Genomic DNA, 14,828 nt, shown 5'->3' with positions numbered 1-14,828 from the left:
TCATGACACCCGGCGGGGCGGACTGTCGTCGTTGCCGCGGCGGAAGGTGCGGGCCGGGCGGCCGGCGGACCAGGTGCGGACGACGAGTTCGTCGCCGTCCACCCAGGTCCGTACGACCTCGGTCGGGTCCACCCGGAAGAGGTGGAACGGCTGCGGCTCGCTCGCGTCGGCGACGTAGCGGGCGACGGTCTCCGGGTCGGTGATCTCGACCGCCCGCCCGGAGACACGGACGTCCCCGCCGCCCATGTCGGTGCCCGCGCCCAGATTGGCGAGGAGGGTGAGCCGGGGGTCGCGGCGCAGGTCCCGCGCCTTGCGGGAGCCGGGCATCATGCCGAGCCAGAGCTCGCCGAGGCGGAAGCCCACCTCGATGCCGCTGAGCCGGGGCGAGCCGTCCTCGCGCACGGTGGCGAGGGCGTGGTGGGTGTACCGCCCGAAGCGCTCGCGCACGGTCTGGGCGAATTCGGGTTCGGCGGCCTCGAAGGCCGACCAGGTGGTTGCGGTTCCGGTGTCTCCCATGAGTCCAGGAAACACCGGATACCCGACACCTACTGTCCGGATTACCCCGGATCACTCCGGAGTGATCCGGATGCCGTCAGGAGGAGACGGAGGCGGGGTCGGTGGTGGCGTCGGCGGCGGTGGTGGCGAGGCGCTCCGCCGCGCTGCGCTCGACGCAGAACTCGTTGCCCTCCGGGTCTCCCAACACACGGAACTAGTAGTTCTGGAGTGTTGCCGTGGGTACGTCGGTGCTGGTCAAGAGTGGTTCCGGGACATCTTTGGTCCCTACAGGGGGGATGAACACCCCAACCCGTGAACCCCGGAACCCTCTCGCGGGCACGGTCTACACCGAGACCCTTCGGGGCGTGCGGTGTGTCCGTCTGTCCGTGCTCACCGACGAGACCACCAGCCCCGACCGGCAGCGCGAGGCCGACGACATAGCGGCAGCCGCACACAACATCAGCTTCGGCGACGGTGACCAACTCCGCGAGGCCGTAGACCTTGACGTGTCGGCGTCCAAGATCAGCCCCTTTGACCGTGCCGCCCTCGGCGCGTGGCTCGCCCGACCCGATGAGTTTGACGCCCTGGTGTGGTGGCGCTTCGACCGTGCTATCCGGTCCATGGCGGACATGCACGAGCTGGCCAAGTGGGCCCGCGAGCACCGGAAGGTTCTCGTGTTCGCCGAGGGCATCGGCGGGGGTGGGCGCATTGTCTTTGACTTCCGCAACCCCATGGACCCCATGGCGGAACTGCAAATGACGATGTTCGCCTTTGCCGCGCAGGTGGAAGCGCAGTCCATTTCCGACCGTGTTACCGGGGCTATGGCTGCCATCCGGAACATGGTGCTGCGGTGGCGTGGTTCGCGTCCGCCGTACGGCTACATGCCCGCGCCCATGCCCAAGGAACACGGCGGTATCGGATGGACGCTCGTTCCCGACCCTGACGCCGTTGTGATCATTGAACGGATCGTCCGCGAACTGTTCGAGGGCAAGACCGTTTCGGCTATCGCCGTGGGACTCAATGCTGACAGCATTCCGAGCCCGCGTGATCACTGGGCGGTGAAGAAGGGACGGGAGACCGGCGGGCGGACCGGCGGTGTCAAGGGGCTTGTTAAGGACGCGTTCCTTTGGAGTCCTGCGGTCATTACGCGAATGCTGCGGAATGAAACGCTGCTCGGCTGGAAGATGCACAAGGGCAAGCCAGTGCGCGACGCCGAGGGCAACCCGATCATGCAGACCGAAACCCCGCTCATGACCCGCGAGGAGTTCGACCGCATCGGCGCGGTTCTGGACGAGCGCAGCATTGAAATCGGGGACCGGAAGGACACGGACGCGCTGCTGTTGCGGGTCATTCACTGCGACTCGTGCGGCGGACGCATGTACCTGAACAAGCAGGACACCAAGAAGAACCAGCACCCCACATACAAGTGCAACCCCTACGCGCGCGGGTTCAAGTGCGAGAAGCCCGCCAACATCAGGGGCGATTGGGCCGACGAGTACGTAACCGCCGAGTTCCTGCGGCTAATGGGGCCCGTGGAGACGACACACGTCGTGACGATCCCCGGGTACGACCCCGGGCCCGAGCTGCGCGCCACTATCGCGGAGTTCTCGGAGCACCAGGAACAGAAGGGACGCCAGAAGTCCCGGCACGCTGCCGCCGAGTGGCAGAAGCGCGCGGACGCGCTCGACAACCGGATAGCCGAGCTGGAGTCCCGGGAGAAGCGCGAGCCGCAGCGCATCGTCACGAACACGGGAAGAACGTTCGCCGACGAGTGGGCCGAGAAGGACACGGCGGGACGGCGAGCCATGCTCGTTGAAGCGGGCGTGCGGTTGAACGTGCGGCGTGGCACCCGTGGCGGGTGGCGGACGCTAGACACACGGCGCGTGGACTTCACCATGTCCGGGGAGCTCGACCCTGCCGTGGAAGCCCTCGCGGGTGAGGCGTCGGCGCTGGAGTCACTGGTGCGGGGGGACTCCCCGCTTGAGGGGGCGCAGGTGCGCCTGACCGAGCCCGCCCGTGAGCTGGCTGCCGCCTAGCGGCCCTGCAAGGCACGGCACAGCCCCGGTGGCCGCCACACGCTGCCGGGGCTCTCCGCTGTCCGCACACGGTCCTCGGGCCCACAGCGAGGCGAAAAGGTGTTGAGAGTGTCGATTTTCGACACTTTTTTGGAACACCAAGAAAAACCTAGAGAAAAGAGAAACCGGGTCTCCGTCGTCACCACGACACCGATGGACCCCCTTGGTCCCTACAAGTGGGGAACCGGGGCGGGATGCAGGACACCCTCGGTCCCTACACGGGGCACAGACAGACCACAACGCTGCCGAGGGCGCCAGACGCATCCCCGCCGGCACCGGCCAGTTATGTCCGAAACGAAAGTTGGAGTGATCAGGAATGAATAACAACCTCAACCGATCTGTGTTCATGGATGGGAAGCGAGACAAGGGGAAGATGCGCGCCAACGTCTGGCAGCGCGATGACCGCATGGAACGGCTCGCGGTGCTGCGGGACTCGCATCCCGAGATGTTCGAACGCCTGGGGGCGACTGCACGCATGAGCCTGGGCTACTACGAGAACGACAAGCAGATTGCCGCACAGTATGGGCGCGACGTGAACGAGGGCGGTAAGTGAAGATGACCACCGAGATCGAAAAGGCTGCCGAGAGGGTCGCAAGGCTGCGGGCACAGGCGGAGAAGGTGTCGGGTCCGCTGGCGGACGCCGAGGTGCAGTTGCGAGCAGCCGAGGAAGCCGAAGCCGCTCGCCGCGCTGATCGTGCGGAGGAGTACAACCGTGAATTCGCGGGGACGTGGCAGGCACGTGCCGAGGACGCGGCGAACTCCGGTGACGCGGCCCGGGAACGGTTCTTCGAGGCTCTTTCCGCTGAACCCTGGTTTGCCGCGTACGTCGAATACCGGGCCGCGCGCTACAAGCGAGGGCATGTACTGACCGAGGCGCAGCGCGCGCAGCGGGCGTTGGGCGAGGCCGTCACCGCGCCGGAACAGCGCTGGTACGGCGCTCAGATCCTCGATGAGATCGTAAGCGCGGTAGAAAGTCAGGCGGGGGAGATAGGCGCACAGTTCTCGGAAGATTTGGACGCGGCGCGAGAGCGCTACGTTTCGGCGACGGATTAGCGCGTCCGCTCACGCCGCTATCCGGTCCCGGCGGTGTGGTCAGCGATGGGCCACCCGCCGGGACACTGCCGCACGGCTCCGCCGGCGAGTGCAGGAACTGGGCTCGGCCTGGTGTGACTGGTGCCTGACCGACTTCCCCACGGCGGACGTGGACGTGGACCACGTGCGGCCCCTGTCCCTCGGTGGTGAAGACGTGGACGGCAACGTTCAGATCTTGTGCCACGGCTGCCATGCGCTCAAGACCCGTACCGAGTTCGGAAGCGCCCGTTAACCGTCTGCCCCTTCGGATTCGATTGCCTGAATGTAGGCAAGGACTGAGTCCTCTGCGATCCGCACGCTGCGGCCAACCCGAATTGCCTTGAGGACACCGTCACGTACCAGCCTATGAATCTCGTCTTGGCCGACATTCAATCGGGCGTCGGCTTCAGTGACGGTCAGGAATACCTCATCCATCAGCACTTCCCTGTCTCCGGACATAAGGGCTACCAGCTTTCCTTATCCGCAGCCGTTCCCGGTTCTCCGTGGGGTAATCGCAGTGGCACCCGAATGGGCTACCTACGCCCCGAGCGAGAGGTGATTTCCCATGCCCCGTAGACCACGCCCCCCGTGCTCGGTACCCGGGTGCCCCGAGCTGACCGCCCGTGGTGGCCGCTGCACCGAGCACCAGCGCGAGGCCGAGCGGCAGCGCGGTACGAGCGCAGAGCGGGGCTACACCACACGGTGGCAGCGCACCCGACGCGCGTTCCTGTACCGGCATCCGTGGTGTCTGCTGTGCGGTCTTACGGCCACGGTCGCGGACCACTTCCCCGAGTCACGCCGTTCCCTAGTCGCTCGGGGTGTCGCCGATCCGGACGCGTTCTCTCGTATGCGTCCGCTGTGCTCGACGTGCCACAACCGCGAGACCGCGAAGCACCAGCCCGGCGGATTCGCTGCGGAGCGCAGGTCTCACCGCGAGGCGACCGAGTATCCGCCGTTCTGACCAGGGGGGTACTCCCCTCCCTCCCGCCAAAAGATCGGCAGGGAGCGCGGAAACTCGCGCCGCAACTAGAGCCATTTGCGCGGGCTCGTAACGCTGCCCGCATATCGAAAGGAAGTGACCTTGGCCGACCCACGGCGCAAGAAACCCGCGCTGCAAGTGATCAGGGAAGGCAACCCCGGAAAGCGCCCCGTGCCGCAAAGCGCAGCCGTACCGCCCTCGGAACTGACCGAGCCCGATTGGCGCGAGACCTTCCGCAGCGTGAGCGATCCGAAACAGGAATCGGTGAACTCCCGCTGCCGTGCAGTCGCCTCGCGCGAATGGCGACGCGTCGTTCCTGTGCTGAAACTCGCGGTTGGACTCGGCGAGGTAGACACCACTGTCCTTATGGACTACTGCATTTCTGCTGCGCGGATCGACCAATGCGAGCGGGAGCTATCCGAAAACGGCTTGCTCGTTCGGGGCGAGCGAGGATGGCAGAAGAACGGCGCTACCACCATCGCAGGCCAGTACCGGGCCCAACTCGCACGGTACGTGCGGGAGTTGGGCCTTTCGCCGAGCGCCCGCACCGCCATCACAGTCCCCGAGCCCGACCATGACGACTCGGACGTCTGGGACTGACCCCGACGTGCCAGAAGAGCCCCTCGCTCGCCACACATACCAGGTGGCGGGTGCGGGGCCTTCGTGCGTTCAGGGCCCTGGGCTGCGTCCTGAACTCCGCGCCCGTACTTGTCTCGACGCGCCCTTGACGCTGATCACGCGTCAGGGTGAGGCTCGTGCACGTCTGTGCAACCGACTCGCTAGGAGAGTGCCCAATGGCCCTAAAGTTCCTGGGGATTTGGCCCAACACCCCCGATGACGGCTCGCCCACGATCTGGCTGGACGACACGACCGGTGACCTCATCATTCAGTCATGGAAGGCTGACGAGGAGACGATCCGGCAGGCGCAGGAAGTCGGCTCGGTGCCGGGTCACTCGACGGACGTTCCGGAGCACGAGACCGTGATCCGGCTCCCTGCGAACATGCTCCAGTTCATTCCCCGTCCGGACAGTGAGGACAACGGTGGCAACAGCGGTACGTGAATGTCTCGCCAAGGCGCAGCGCTCGGCGATGCATCTTGAGATGCGGGACAGTTACATGCGGGACGACCCGGAGTTCATCCGTTGGCAGGAAGGGCACCGGTACGACCCAGCCGACCGTGAGTCGTGGTGGCGGTCGTGGCTGGACGTGGTGGCCGAGACGACCGGGCGTGGTGTCGTCATGCGCCGTCTGCGGGTGGTATCGGAGCCGCTGAGCGACTACGTCCGGTACGAGTACGACGGCACCTTTACGAACGTTGCAGCCGGCGAGGAAGTCCGTTGGCTGCCTCGCTCGCGGGCGCGTGATCTGCTGCTCCCCGCGCTGGACGGGTGGGTCATGGATGAGGAAACCGTGATTCTCCACCACTTCAGCGGCGAGGGTCAGTGGACCGGTCCACGCATGGAAGTCGTGCACGATCGGGCGTTGGCGGCGCAGTACGTCAGCGCGTATGAGGCAGCGTGGGAGCGTGCGATTCCTCACGCGGAGTACCGGCCCGCCTGATCACGCACCCATGGCTGTCTCTGCATCTTCCAGCGCCCAGCAGGCCCGGCAGGCTCTTGCGAAACGTCTCGCGGATCTCTGCCGGGATGCTGGGCTGACCGGTCTTGACCTGGCTGAGCGCTGCGGGTGGAGCCGGTCCAAGTCGTCCCGGATCATGAACGCCAAGACGCCCCCGTCCGCTGACGACATTCGGGCCTGGTGTCAGGCGTGCGGTGCCGAGGACCAGACCGAGGACCTGATTGCCTCGCTGCGGAACGCAGAGGGCATGTGGGTCAACTGGCGCCGTATGGAGAGGGCCGGGCTCAAGCAGGCGCAGGAAGCGCGCTTGCCGCTCTATCAGCGGACCCGCCGTTTCCGGTCCTACTCGTCGTGGCTCGTACCCGGCATGATTCAGACGCAGCCGTACACCACGGCAGCGCTCCACGCGATTCAGCGGCGGCGCGGCCTGGTGGACGATGTGGCCGACGCCGTAGCCGCTCGCATGGAACGTCAGCGGGTGCTGTACGAAGGTGACCGGCGGTTTGCGTTCCTCGTTGAAGAGTCCGTGTTGCGGGCCGGAATCGGCGGCGCTGAGGTCATGTCCGGGCAGCTTGGTCACCTGATCTCGATTGCCTCACTTCCCAATGTCAGCTTGGGAGTTGTGCCCATGCGGCCCGATCGGGAGCGCTGGCCGGCTGAGGGGTTCTGGATCTACGACACGGCCCAAGTCAACGTCGAATTGATCTCCGGCTACCTCACGATCACGCAGCCCAGCGAGGTGGCCATGTATGCCGAGACGTTCGCGGAACTGGCGGCGCTGGCTGTCTACGGGGCCGCCGCTCGTGCGCTGATCACATCGGCGCTGGACGCTCTCGGATAACTCGCGTGCAACCTCGTGCAATCACATGGGAGTTGGGGTTTCTCTCTCCCTAGCGTGGTCGTCGTCGGACCACGTGAGGGGACACCAGCGATGGCGAGTACGACCAGAGACACGGACGCCCGCAGGGACGAGTACGCGACGTACGCGCCCGAGGGGGTGACCTGCCCCGAGTGCAGCGAGCCGATCGGGGTTCTTGAGCCCTGCCGCCGGGGATCGGTGGAACGACAGTCGGGACCTCCCGCCGTGGTCTACCGGCACAGCAAGTGCGCCAAGCAGTACCGGCGCGCCTGATGGCCCCTGCGCGGCTCCAGAGGCGTCCTGCGAGGCCACCCCCCGCCCCGGAACTGGTGAGCCTGCTCGACTCTCCTGACAGCCCGTACAGGGGCTCTCCCGAGGGCTGGTGGACGGCGTACGGCGGGGCTCAAGATCCCCGATCCGGAGTCGTGTACTTCCCGCCAGGCACCACGCCGCCGAGATTTTCCGTCGGGGCCGAATAGCCCCGAAGACTTCCCGAGCACACTTCGCGCGATGCAGACCGGTGCGCTCGGGTGCACCACACCCGTCCGGTGGGGCCCATGTGGGGACGTGAGACCACCGGGCGGGTTCCCAAGATTCGTACGTAACCAAGAGAGGGAACGCCATGGGATGGGGAACGGGTAAGGGCGGCAGCGGAGGCAACGGGCAGCACTCCGGGGGGAAGGACCCGGGTACGTCCAAGCCGTCGTCCGACACCGCCAAGCCGAAGGACCCGCCGAAGCACAAGAAGGAAGACTGACGCAGGTGACGACACCGAAACTCGTCGCGTCCGAGCGAATCGCCCTGCGCGATCTGCTCGGCGCGGTGAACGACGACATGGGCGCGCCGGTGACGCCCGAGTGGGAGCGTGCCGCATGGAATGTTCCCCGGTCCGCGTTCGTTCCCGAGCGCATCTTTCTGGGTGATGCACTGGAGCCGTGTAACCGGGCGGACGCCCCCGAAACGTGGCTCCGCGCGGTCTACGCCAATGATTCCGTCGTGACGCAAATCAACGACGGCCAGGACCCCGACGACGGCGAGCGGTGGGCGTCTTCGTCCGCGAGCGCCCCGAGCATCGTGTTCCGGATGCTGCACATGCTCGACGTGCACGAGGGACACAGGGTCCTGGAGATCGGCACCGGAACAGGGTGGCACGCGGGTCTTCTGGCCCATGTCGCCGGCCCGGGGAACGTGACGACCGTGGAAGTCGACCCCGCGTTGGCGAGGGAAGCCGGGGAACGTCTACGAAAAGAGGGCGTCACCGCTGCTGTGGTGACCAGGGACGGGGCCGAGGGGTACACGGACAACGCGCCGTATGACCGACTCGTGGCGACGTGCTCCGTGCGGTCTGTCCCGCGTCCGTGGGTCGACCAGGTGAAGCCCGGGGGCGTCATCCTCACCCCGTGGGAAAGTCCGTGGGTCTGCTACGGGCTGCTCCGCATGACCGTGGACGACAGCGGAAGCGCGTCGGGCCCGTTCTCGCCGCACTCCGCGTTCATGCTCATGAGGGGCCAGCGCACAGACCTGCGGATCTTCCGTGACGTGGTGCGTGACGACCACCAGCCCGACGAGTCGACTACCACCCTTCCACCGTGGCGGGTGGCTGGCGACGATCTCGATGCGCAGTTCGCCATGGGGCTACAGCTCCGTGACGTGTGGTGGACGTGGCACGACAATCCCGACGTGGAAGGGGTGGCGTCCCGACTGTGGGTCGCCACTACCGACGCCACGTCGTGGGCAGCCGTGGACTGGGACGGGAAGTCAGACGACCGGTTCACCGTGTGGCAGTACGGCCCGCGCAAACTGTGGAACGAAGTTGAAGCCGCGCACGCCTGGTGGCTGCGGCACGACCGCCCCGGCCCGGTGCGGTTCGGACTGACAGTGACCGCAACGGGCGAGTCCGCATGGCTGGACAGTCCCGATCAGCACGTCCTCTGACGGGACTGAACCGCAAGACTGCCCCGCTTGTGCGTCATCCCCCGAGGCGCATGGGCGGGGCTTCCCTGCCCCTCGACTACGCGTCGGCCTGGTCGTCGGTCCCGCTGCCCGAGCCGGCGGGCTCAGCAACGTACGTCCCTCGCTGCGGCACAACGAACACGAGTCCATCGTTCACCAAGGCGGCAATCGCCCGCCGAACCGTTGGACGGGACAGCTCGTACTCCTCACACAGACGGGTCTCTGACGGGATGGGGCGGCGCGGCTTCCAGTCACCCCGAGCAATACGCGCACGCAGGATGCCCGCTAGCTGGTGAAACGGGGGCTCGGGTGCGTCCCGCTCGATCTCGTCATCTGGGCCGTAATCCATGCCATGAACGGTAGCGGGGCTCACTCAACAGAGCACATCAGGCCATGTCCATTGACGTGCCTTTACAAGACTTTACGTGCCTTGACGTAAGGGCCTACTCTCGGAACTGAATCGCCCCGGCAGACCGCTTAGGACCGGTCTGCCGGGGCTCCGCCAATCAGCTTTTGGGAGCTGAAAGACATGCGCGAGTTTATCGCCCTCGCAGCCATCGGAATGGGGCTGCTGCTCATCCTGTGGTGCGCCCTCGGACTCACCCCGCGACGCCCCGGACGCCACTCCGCCGCGTACCGCACCCCCGAGACCCTGGCCACCCTGACCGGCCCCCACATGAAGCCGTGGCCCACCCCGACCCCCGCACACGTCCGGGCTCGACACACCCCGCTCCGGGGCGAGGACACCACCCTTATCCGCCCCTACGTCCTCGCCGACGACACCATGCGGCTCGGAGTGATTAGCGAACGGCGGACGGCAGCCGTCCTCGCCACGCTCGGCGTGGACTACCCCTACGGCTACGAGGGGGACCACTTCGAAACCCTCGCCGCGCTCGCCGTGGCGGTGACCGCATGACCCGCGAAGCCCTCACCGCCGAGTCCACGCCGGGTAAGTCCGGTGCGCGATGCTCCCGCTGCAAGCAATGGACATGGGCGCCCGTGGAAGTCGGCTACGTCGAGCGTCAGAGTGGCCCCGGAGTGGTCCTCTGGGGTTGCCCGAGCCACGCCGTGGCCATGATCCCCGGTCCGATGCCCGGAGAGGGTCAGCGGCGCGCGTAGCCCCTCGCAGACAGCAAAACGCCCCGTGCGGCTCAACTGCCGTGCGGGGCTTCTGTGTTCTCTGACGTGCGCGTAAGCTCAGAACTGGTAGTCAGAGGTGTTGGGGTCGCCCAGGGTCGCCCAGCCGGTGCCGTCCGGGTTCCGACGGTCGTCGAGGAGGGTCGCGCCGAGGCCGAGCAGCCGCTCGACCTCCTCGTCACGGGTGCGGTCCTGCGGCTGGAGGTCGAGGTGGACGCGGTTCTTGACCGCCTTCGCCTCGGGGACCTGGATGAAGAGGAGGGCGGCCCCGGGCGTCTCGACCAGCGCCTCCTCGTCTCCCGGCGCGTCGTCGGGGGAGACCTTGGAGTCCAGGGCCTGCGCCCAGAAGGTGGCGAGGGCGTAGGCGTCGGTGCAGTCGATGGTGACGTGTCGTACGAGAGAGGTCATGCCGGTCATGCTCCACCGGCGGCACGGGCGAGGGCCAACGGTTTCCGCAGGAGCGGCTGGACCGGGCCCGGCACCCGGCTTCACGGGCGGACGATTCCCTGCCGCCGCGCCGCCGCGAGCCACACCGGGAACTCGGCGACGAGCCTGTCGTACAGCTCCGCGTCCGCGATCCGGCTCGGGTCCTGACCCGCGTGGAAGAACCCGGAGTTGTCGACGGGTCGCTTCGTCGGCACGTCGAGCTCGTCGAGTCGGCGCAGGAAGTCGAACTGCCGGCTTCCGGGGTCGCCGAAGCCGATGAACTGCCAGAAGATCGGCAGCCGGGCCGCCTTGCACACGTACCGCTCGGCCGCGAGCTTGTTGATCGGCCCGCCGTCGGTCTGGAACACGACGAGCGCGGGCGCGGTGGAGCCGCTGTCGAGGTAGTGGTCGATGACGGCGTCCATGGCCAGGTGGTAGCTGGTCTTTCCCATGTGCCCGAGCCCGGCGACGATCCGGTCGATCCGGCCGGCGTGGTCGTCGAGCCGGATCTCGGTCTCGGCGTCGATGTCGGTGGAGAAGAAGACGACGGGCACCCGCCCGTCGTCGTCGAGCTGCGCGGAGAGCCCCAGCACCCGGTCGGCCAGGGCCTGGACGGCGCCGCCGGCGTAGTACGGCTTCATCGACCCCGAGTAGTCGACGACGAGGTAGACGGCGACGCGCTGCCCGTCGATCCCGTGCCGTCGCAGCGACTCCCCCGCCTGCTTGTAGAGACTCACCAGCGCGGGCGCGGTCTCCTCGACCTTCCGCAGGCTCAGTGCCATGGGTGTTCCCCCTCCAGCTCTTCGATGTCCGCGAGCATGGCGTCGGCCAGGTCGCGCTCGGCGGTGTAGTACCGCTCGGCCCATCTGAGGGTGAGCCGGGGGTACGTCCATGCCTCGTCCGCCGACGCGTCCGCCGCGTCGGCCTCGGCGCGCCGCCGCATGCCCTCGGCGTACGCGCGGTGCGCGGCCAGGATCTCCCGCATCCGCTCGGGTTCGAGGAGGTGGCCGAGCCAGAGCCGGAGCATCGGCCCGTGCTTGAGGACCGGCGGGTCGAGCGGGGCGGTGCGGGCCCAGAGCCGTACGGCGGCGAGGCCCTCGCCGGTGATCAGGTAGACGCGTTTGTCGCGCGAGCCGGCCTCCGGGGCGACCAGGCGCGAGTCGGCGAACCCGGCCTTCTCCAGACGCTTGAGCTCGCTGTAGATCTGGCTGAACGACGGGCTCCAGTAGAAGAGCCCCAGCGACCGGTCGGACCACTTCTTGATGTCGTAGCCGGACAACTCCCGCTCGTGGGAGAGCAGTCCGAGCACCGCCCAGCTGGTCGCCGGAAGCCCGGGCAGCTCCGGAGCCCCCTCCGTCTTCTCGTCCACGGCGGGAAGTCTACGGCCCTTCCCTCCTCCACCTGTGCCTGCTAGAAGTATTTCGATTAGGCATACCTGATGCCCCGTCACGAACAACTGCCAACGGGAGGAGCTCCCTCGTGAAGTTCTCCATGATCTTCGAAGCACAGCTCGTCGACCCAACCCCCGCACGCGAGCACCGCGTCATCCACGACTGCGTCGAACAGGCCGTCCTCGCCGAGGAGATGGGCTTCGACCGGATCTGGGCGGTCGAACACCATTCCCTCACCCAGTACGCCCACATGAGCGCGTCAGAGATCTTCCTGGCCTGGGTCGCCGCCCGCACCCACACCATCCGCGTCGGCCACGGCGTGGTCACCATGCCCTTCGGCTACCAGCACCCCGTCCGGGTCGCCGAACGCGCCGCCATGCTCGACGTGCTCTCCGGAGGCCGGGTCGACATCGGCGCCGGGCGGGGCGCCACCCGCCAGGAGATGCGGATGTTCGGGGTGCGCCCCGAGGACACCCGGCCGCAGACCGAGGAGGCCCTGCGGATCTTCGCCGCCGCGTGGCGCGAGCCGGAGTTCGAGTGGCACGGCTCGCTCGACATCGGGCCCGGAGCGGTCCTGCCCCACCCGGTCCAGCACCCGCACCCGCCGCTCTTCATGGCCTGTTCGCAGCACGCGTCGCTCCGGCAGGCGGCCGAACTCGGCATCGGCGCCCTGGTGATGGGGTTCGCGGGCGCCGACGACGTCCGCGCGATGCGCACGGTGTACGACGAGGCCCTCGCCACGCGGGACGGGTCGCGGTTCGTCTCCACCGAGGTCAACGACCACTTCTCCGCCCTCTGCCCGACCGTCGTCCTGGACGACGCCGACCGCGCGCTCCGGCTCGGCACCCGCGGCCAGCGCTTCTTCGCCGAGTCGATCGCCCACTGGTACGGGGGCGCGCCCGCGCCGACCGGCTACGCGGAGGACGAGGACCACGCCGGCGCCCTCGCCCGCGAACGGGACGAGCTGATCGCCCGGCTGCACGAGGCGAACGTCCCCGCCCGGCCGGTGGACACCGGCACCTACAACACCGACCACGCGTACGGGGACGCCGCCACGGCGATCGCGTACGTCGAACGGCTCCGGGAGATCGGCGTCGACGAGGTGATGTGCCTGATCCAGATGGGAACCGTGCCGCAGGAGGTCTGCCTGGAGACCATCCGCCAGTGGGGCACGAAGGTCATCCCGCACTTCCGCGCACCGGACGCCGCCGCGTGAGCGCCCTCTCCGGCAAGACCGTGATCGTGACGGGCGCGGCGCGCGGCCAGGGCGCCGCCGAGGCCCGGCTCCTGGTGGCGGCCGGGGCGCGGGTGGTCCTCACCGACGTCCGGGAGGAGGAGGGCCGGTCGGTGGCGGCGGACCTCGGCGGGGCGGCGGTCTTCGTCCGTCACGACGTGACGTCGGCGGACGACTGGCGGACCGTGACGGACACGGCGGTCGCCACGTACGGCGGGATCGACGGACTCGTCAACAACGCGGCCCTCTGGCGGACGGCGCCGGTGGAATCGGAGACGTACGAGAACTTCGAACTCCTGCTCCGGGTCAATCTGTTGGCGCCGTTCCTCGGCATCCAGGCCGTGCTGCCCGCGCTCCGCGCGGCGGGCGGCGGCTCGATCGTGAACGTGTCGTCCACGGCCGGCCGCGTCGGCGTCCCCGGCCACGCGGCGTACGGGGCGGGCAAGTTCGGCCTGCGCGGCCTCAGCCGTTCGGCGGCGCGCGACCTCGCCCCGTACGGCGTCCGGGTCAACTCGGTGCATCCGGGCGCCGTCGACACCCCCATGACGGCGGCGGTCGCGGACCGGGACTGGACCCACGTACCGCTCGGCCAAAGATGGGCCGCCCGGAGGAGGCCGGAGAGCTGGTCCTCTTCCTGCTGTCGGAGGCGTCGTCGTACGTGACGGGCGCGGAGTTCACGGTGGACGGAGGCCTGACGGCATGACGACGACCGACGCGCCGCGCCCCGACGCGCTGCCCCCCGACCCGCTCACCCCGGCGGCCCGCGCCCTCTGCGACGCGATGTCGGCGGGCTTCCCGCGCCCGGAGGCGGGCGCGGAGGCCCTGCGGGCGGCGGCCAGGGCGCACCTGGGCGAGCTCCCACCGGCACGGGAGACCTCGGCGAACGGCGTTCCCGTCCGCCTCTACGAAGGTCGCGAGGACCTGGTCGTCGTCTTCGCCCATGGCGGCGGCTGGGTCCTGTGCGATCTGGACACCCATGACCGTACGTGCCGCGCGCTGGCCTCCCGTACCGGCGCGACCGTCGTCTCCGTCGACTACCGGCGCGCACCCGAGCACCGCTTCCCGGCGGCCGAGGACGACGTGTGTACGGCCCTGGGGTGGGCGGCCGACCGATATCCGGGGCGCCCGCTGGTCCTGGCGGGCGACAGCAGCGGCGGGAACCTGGCCGCGGCGGCGGCCCTGCGCGCCCGTGATGGCGGTGGGCCGCCACTGACCGGCCAGCTCCTGGTCTACCCGGCGCTGGACCACAGACTGGAGGGACGGTCGGCCCACGACTTCGCGGAGGGCTACTTCCACACGACGGCCCACATGCGCTGGTACTGGCGGCAGTACGTGGGCCCGGACGGCGACCCGGCCGCGGCCTCCCCCGCCCTGGCCCCCGACCTCACCGGTCTGCCCCCGGCCCTCCTCGTCCTCGCCGACTGCGACCCCCTGCGCGACGAGGGCCTCGCCTACGCCCGCCGCCTCTCCGCCGCCGGCGTCCGGGCAGAGGTCCACCTGCACACGGGCGTGTTCCACGGCTTCCTCGGCGGCACGGGCCTCCTGCCGGAGGCGGACGCGGCGCTCGACGGGGCGGCGGCCTGGCTGAGAACCGTACCCCGGTGAGGACCGTCCCGCGGTGCGGGTCCCC

Annotated in this window: 20 protein-coding genes; 15 read left to right on the top strand and 5 right to left on the bottom strand. The window is 68.6% G+C overall.

Annotated elements, in window-relative coordinates; translation table 11 throughout:
• Complete coding sequence (locus N5875_RS28920) at positions 1 to 516, bottom strand: pyridoxamine 5'-phosphate oxidase family protein (RefSeq protein WP_338497094.1); 516 nt, start codon at positions 514 to 516, stop codon at positions 1 to 3.
• Between the two features lie 275 nt (positions 517 to 791).
• Here N5875_RS28920 and N5875_RS28915 point away from each other — a divergent pair, with 275 nt between their 5' ends.
• The 10 genes from N5875_RS28915 to N5875_RS28870 all read left to right on the top strand — a co-directional run bounded on the left by N5875_RS28915 (position 792) and on the right by N5875_RS28870 (position 8,992).
• Positions 792 to 2,531, top strand: a complete 1,740-nt coding sequence (locus tag N5875_RS28915) for a recombinase family protein (RefSeq protein ID WP_338497092.1) — start codon at positions 792 to 794, stop codon at positions 2,529 to 2,531.
• 355 nt (positions 2,532 to 2,886) lie between these two features.
• Positions 2,887 to 3,123, top strand: coding sequence for a hypothetical protein (locus N5875_RS28910; RefSeq protein ID WP_338497091.1), 237 nt, complete (start codon positions 2,887 to 2,889; stop codon positions 3,121 to 3,123).
• 2 nt (positions 3,124 to 3,125) lie between these two features.
• Entirely contained in the window at positions 3,126 to 3,623 is a 498-nt protein-coding gene (locus N5875_RS28905; protein WP_338499293.1) for a hypothetical protein, read from the top strand.
• 88 nt (positions 3,624 to 3,711) lie between these two features.
• Positions 3,712 to 3,894 carry an HNH endonuclease signature motif containing protein gene (locus N5875_RS28900; RefSeq protein ID WP_338497090.1) on the top strand — a complete coding sequence of 61 codons (183 nt, stop codon included), beginning with the start codon at positions 3,712 to 3,714 and terminating at the stop codon, positions 3,892 to 3,894.
• 828 nt (positions 3,895 to 4,722) lie between these two features.
• Positions 4,723 to 5,220 carry a phage terminase small subunit P27 family gene (locus tag N5875_RS28895; RefSeq protein WP_338497089.1) on the top strand — a complete coding sequence of 166 codons (498 nt, stop codon included), beginning with the start codon at positions 4,723 to 4,725 and terminating at the stop codon, positions 5,218 to 5,220.
• A gap of 194 nt (positions 5,221 to 5,414) precedes the next feature.
• Positions 5,415 to 5,681, top strand: a complete 267-nt coding sequence (locus tag N5875_RS28890; RefSeq protein ID WP_338497087.1) for a hypothetical protein — start codon at positions 5,415 to 5,417, stop codon at positions 5,679 to 5,681.
• Positions 5,662 to 6,180 carry a DUF6879 family protein gene (locus N5875_RS28885; protein WP_338497085.1) on the top strand — a complete coding sequence of 173 codons (519 nt, stop codon included), beginning with the start codon at positions 5,662 to 5,664 and terminating at the stop codon, positions 6,178 to 6,180. Before N5875_RS28890 ends, N5875_RS28885 begins: the two co-directional genes overlap by 20 nt.
• 10 nt (positions 6,181 to 6,190) lie before the next feature.
• Positions 6,191 to 7,039, top strand: coding sequence for a helix-turn-helix transcriptional regulator (locus N5875_RS28880; RefSeq protein ID WP_338497083.1), 849 nt, complete (start codon positions 6,191 to 6,193; stop codon positions 7,037 to 7,039).
• A gap of 90 nt (positions 7,040 to 7,129) precedes the next feature.
• On the top strand, positions 7,130 to 7,330 hold the full coding sequence (locus N5875_RS28875) for a hypothetical protein (protein ID WP_338497081.1): 201 nt from the start codon (positions 7,130 to 7,132) through the stop codon (positions 7,328 to 7,330).
• Positions 7,331 to 7,819: 489 nt separating this feature from the next.
• Positions 7,820 to 8,992: a methyltransferase domain-containing protein gene (locus N5875_RS28870; protein WP_338497079.1), complete on the top strand. Its 1,173-nt coding sequence runs from the start codon at positions 7,820 to 7,822 to the stop codon at positions 8,990 to 8,992.
• Positions 8,993 to 9,068: 76 nt separating this feature from the next.
• On the opposite strand, the gene N5875_RS28865 is transcribed toward N5875_RS28870, so the two are convergent.
• The gene (locus N5875_RS28865; RefSeq protein ID WP_338497078.1) at positions 9,069 to 9,359 is read right to left on the bottom strand and encodes a winged helix-turn-helix domain-containing protein; all 291 of its coding nucleotides are present in this window, start codon (positions 9,357 to 9,359) and stop codon (positions 9,069 to 9,071) included.
• Between the two features lie 180 nt (positions 9,360 to 9,539).
• Between N5875_RS28865 and N5875_RS28860 the strand changes: the two genes are divergently transcribed.
• Positions 9,540 to 9,926, top strand: a complete 387-nt coding sequence (locus N5875_RS28860) for a hypothetical protein (protein WP_338497077.1) — start codon at positions 9,540 to 9,542, stop codon at positions 9,924 to 9,926.
• Positions 9,927 to 10,207: 281 nt separating this feature from the next.
• Here N5875_RS28860 and N5875_RS28855 read toward each other — a convergent pair whose 3' ends face one another.
• The 3 genes from N5875_RS28855 to N5875_RS28845 all read right to left on the bottom strand — a co-directional run bounded on the left by N5875_RS28855 (position 10,208) and on the right by N5875_RS28845 (position 11,942).
• Positions 10,208 to 10,555, bottom strand: coding sequence for a VOC family protein (locus N5875_RS28855; RefSeq protein ID WP_338497075.1), 348 nt, complete (start codon positions 10,553 to 10,555; stop codon positions 10,208 to 10,210).
• 80 nt (positions 10,556 to 10,635) lie between these two features.
• Positions 10,636 to 11,355 carry a VWA domain-containing protein gene (locus N5875_RS28850; protein WP_318207259.1) on the bottom strand — a complete coding sequence of 240 codons (720 nt, stop codon included), beginning with the start codon at positions 11,353 to 11,355 and terminating at the stop codon, positions 10,636 to 10,638.
• Positions 11,346 to 11,942, bottom strand: coding sequence for a helix-turn-helix transcriptional regulator (locus N5875_RS28845; protein WP_318207260.1), 597 nt, complete (start codon positions 11,940 to 11,942; stop codon positions 11,346 to 11,348). The genes N5875_RS28850 and N5875_RS28845 overlap by 10 nt, the downstream gene beginning before the upstream one ends.
• A 110-nt stretch (positions 11,943 to 12,052) precedes the next feature.
• Here N5875_RS28845 and N5875_RS28840 point away from each other — a divergent pair, with 110 nt between their 5' ends.
• From N5875_RS28840 to N5875_RS28825, 4 genes are read left to right on the top strand one after another with little or no spacing between them, the layout of a single operon-like run.
• Positions 12,053 to 13,180 (top strand): LLM class flavin-dependent oxidoreductase, encoded by a 1,128-nt coding sequence (locus N5875_RS28840; RefSeq protein ID WP_338497074.1) that lies wholly within the window; start codon positions 12,053 to 12,055, stop codon positions 13,178 to 13,180.
• Positions 13,177 to 13,860 carry an SDR family NAD(P)-dependent oxidoreductase gene (locus N5875_RS28835; RefSeq protein ID WP_338497073.1) on the top strand — a complete coding sequence of 228 codons (684 nt, stop codon included), beginning with the start codon at positions 13,177 to 13,179 and terminating at the stop codon, positions 13,858 to 13,860. Before N5875_RS28840 ends, N5875_RS28835 begins: the two co-directional genes overlap by 4 nt.
• The gene (locus N5875_RS28830; protein WP_338499291.1) at positions 13,833 to 13,901 is read left to right on the top strand and encodes a hypothetical protein; all 69 of its coding nucleotides are present in this window, start codon (positions 13,833 to 13,835) and stop codon (positions 13,899 to 13,901) included. Before N5875_RS28835 ends, N5875_RS28830 begins: the two co-directional genes overlap by 28 nt.
• Positions 13,898 to 14,803, top strand: a complete 906-nt coding sequence (locus N5875_RS28825) for an alpha/beta hydrolase (RefSeq protein WP_338497072.1) — start codon at positions 13,898 to 13,900, stop codon at positions 14,801 to 14,803. Before N5875_RS28830 ends, N5875_RS28825 begins: the two co-directional genes overlap by 4 nt.
• The last annotated feature ends 25 nt before the right edge of the window (positions 14,804 to 14,828 follow it).

Source organism: Streptomyces sp. SJL17-4 (genome assembly GCF_036826855.1).
Classification (GTDB): domain Bacteria; phylum Actinomycetota; class Actinomycetes; order Streptomycetales; family Streptomycetaceae; genus Streptomyces.
Note: the sequence above shows the minus strand (reverse complement) of the source record. Positions and strands in the feature narration are given on the sequence as shown.

Excerpts from the sequence above, each read along its gene's own strand:
- N5875_RS28920 (WP_338497094.1), bottom strand. The coding sequence starts at position 516 with ATGGGAGACACCGGAACCGCAACCACCTGGTCGGCCTTCGAGGCCGCC.
- N5875_RS28915 (WP_338497092.1), top strand. The coding sequence starts at position 792 with ATGAACACCCCAACCCGTGAACCCCGGAACCCTCTCGCGGGCACGGTC.
- N5875_RS28910 (WP_338497091.1), top strand. The coding sequence starts at position 2,887 with ATGAATAACAACCTCAACCGATCTGTGTTCATGGATGGGAAGCGAGAC.
- N5875_RS28905 (WP_338499293.1), top strand. The coding sequence starts at position 3,126 with ATGACCACCGAGATCGAAAAGGCTGCCGAGAGGGTCGCAAGGCTGCGG.
- N5875_RS28890 (WP_338497087.1), top strand. The coding sequence starts at position 5,415 with ATGGCCCTAAAGTTCCTGGGGATTTGGCCCAACACCCCCGATGACGGC.
- N5875_RS28880 (WP_338497083.1), top strand. The coding sequence starts at position 6,191 with ATGGCTGTCTCTGCATCTTCCAGCGCCCAGCAGGCCCGGCAGGCTCTT.
- N5875_RS28875 (WP_338497081.1), top strand. The coding sequence starts at position 7,130 with ATGGCGAGTACGACCAGAGACACGGACGCCCGCAGGGACGAGTACGCG.
- N5875_RS28865 (WP_338497078.1), bottom strand. The coding sequence starts at position 9,359 with ATGGATTACGGCCCAGATGACGAGATCGAGCGGGACGCACCCGAGCCC.
- N5875_RS28860 (WP_338497077.1), top strand. The coding sequence starts at position 9,540 with ATGCGCGAGTTTATCGCCCTCGCAGCCATCGGAATGGGGCTGCTGCTC.
- N5875_RS28855 (WP_338497075.1), bottom strand. The coding sequence starts at position 10,555 with ATGACCTCTCTCGTACGACACGTCACCATCGACTGCACCGACGCCTAC.
- N5875_RS28850 (WP_318207259.1), bottom strand. The coding sequence starts at position 11,355 with ATGGCACTGAGCCTGCGGAAGGTCGAGGAGACCGCGCCCGCGCTGGTG.
- N5875_RS28825 (WP_338497072.1), top strand. The coding sequence starts at position 13,898 with ATGACGACGACCGACGCGCCGCGCCCCGACGCGCTGCCCCCCGACCCG.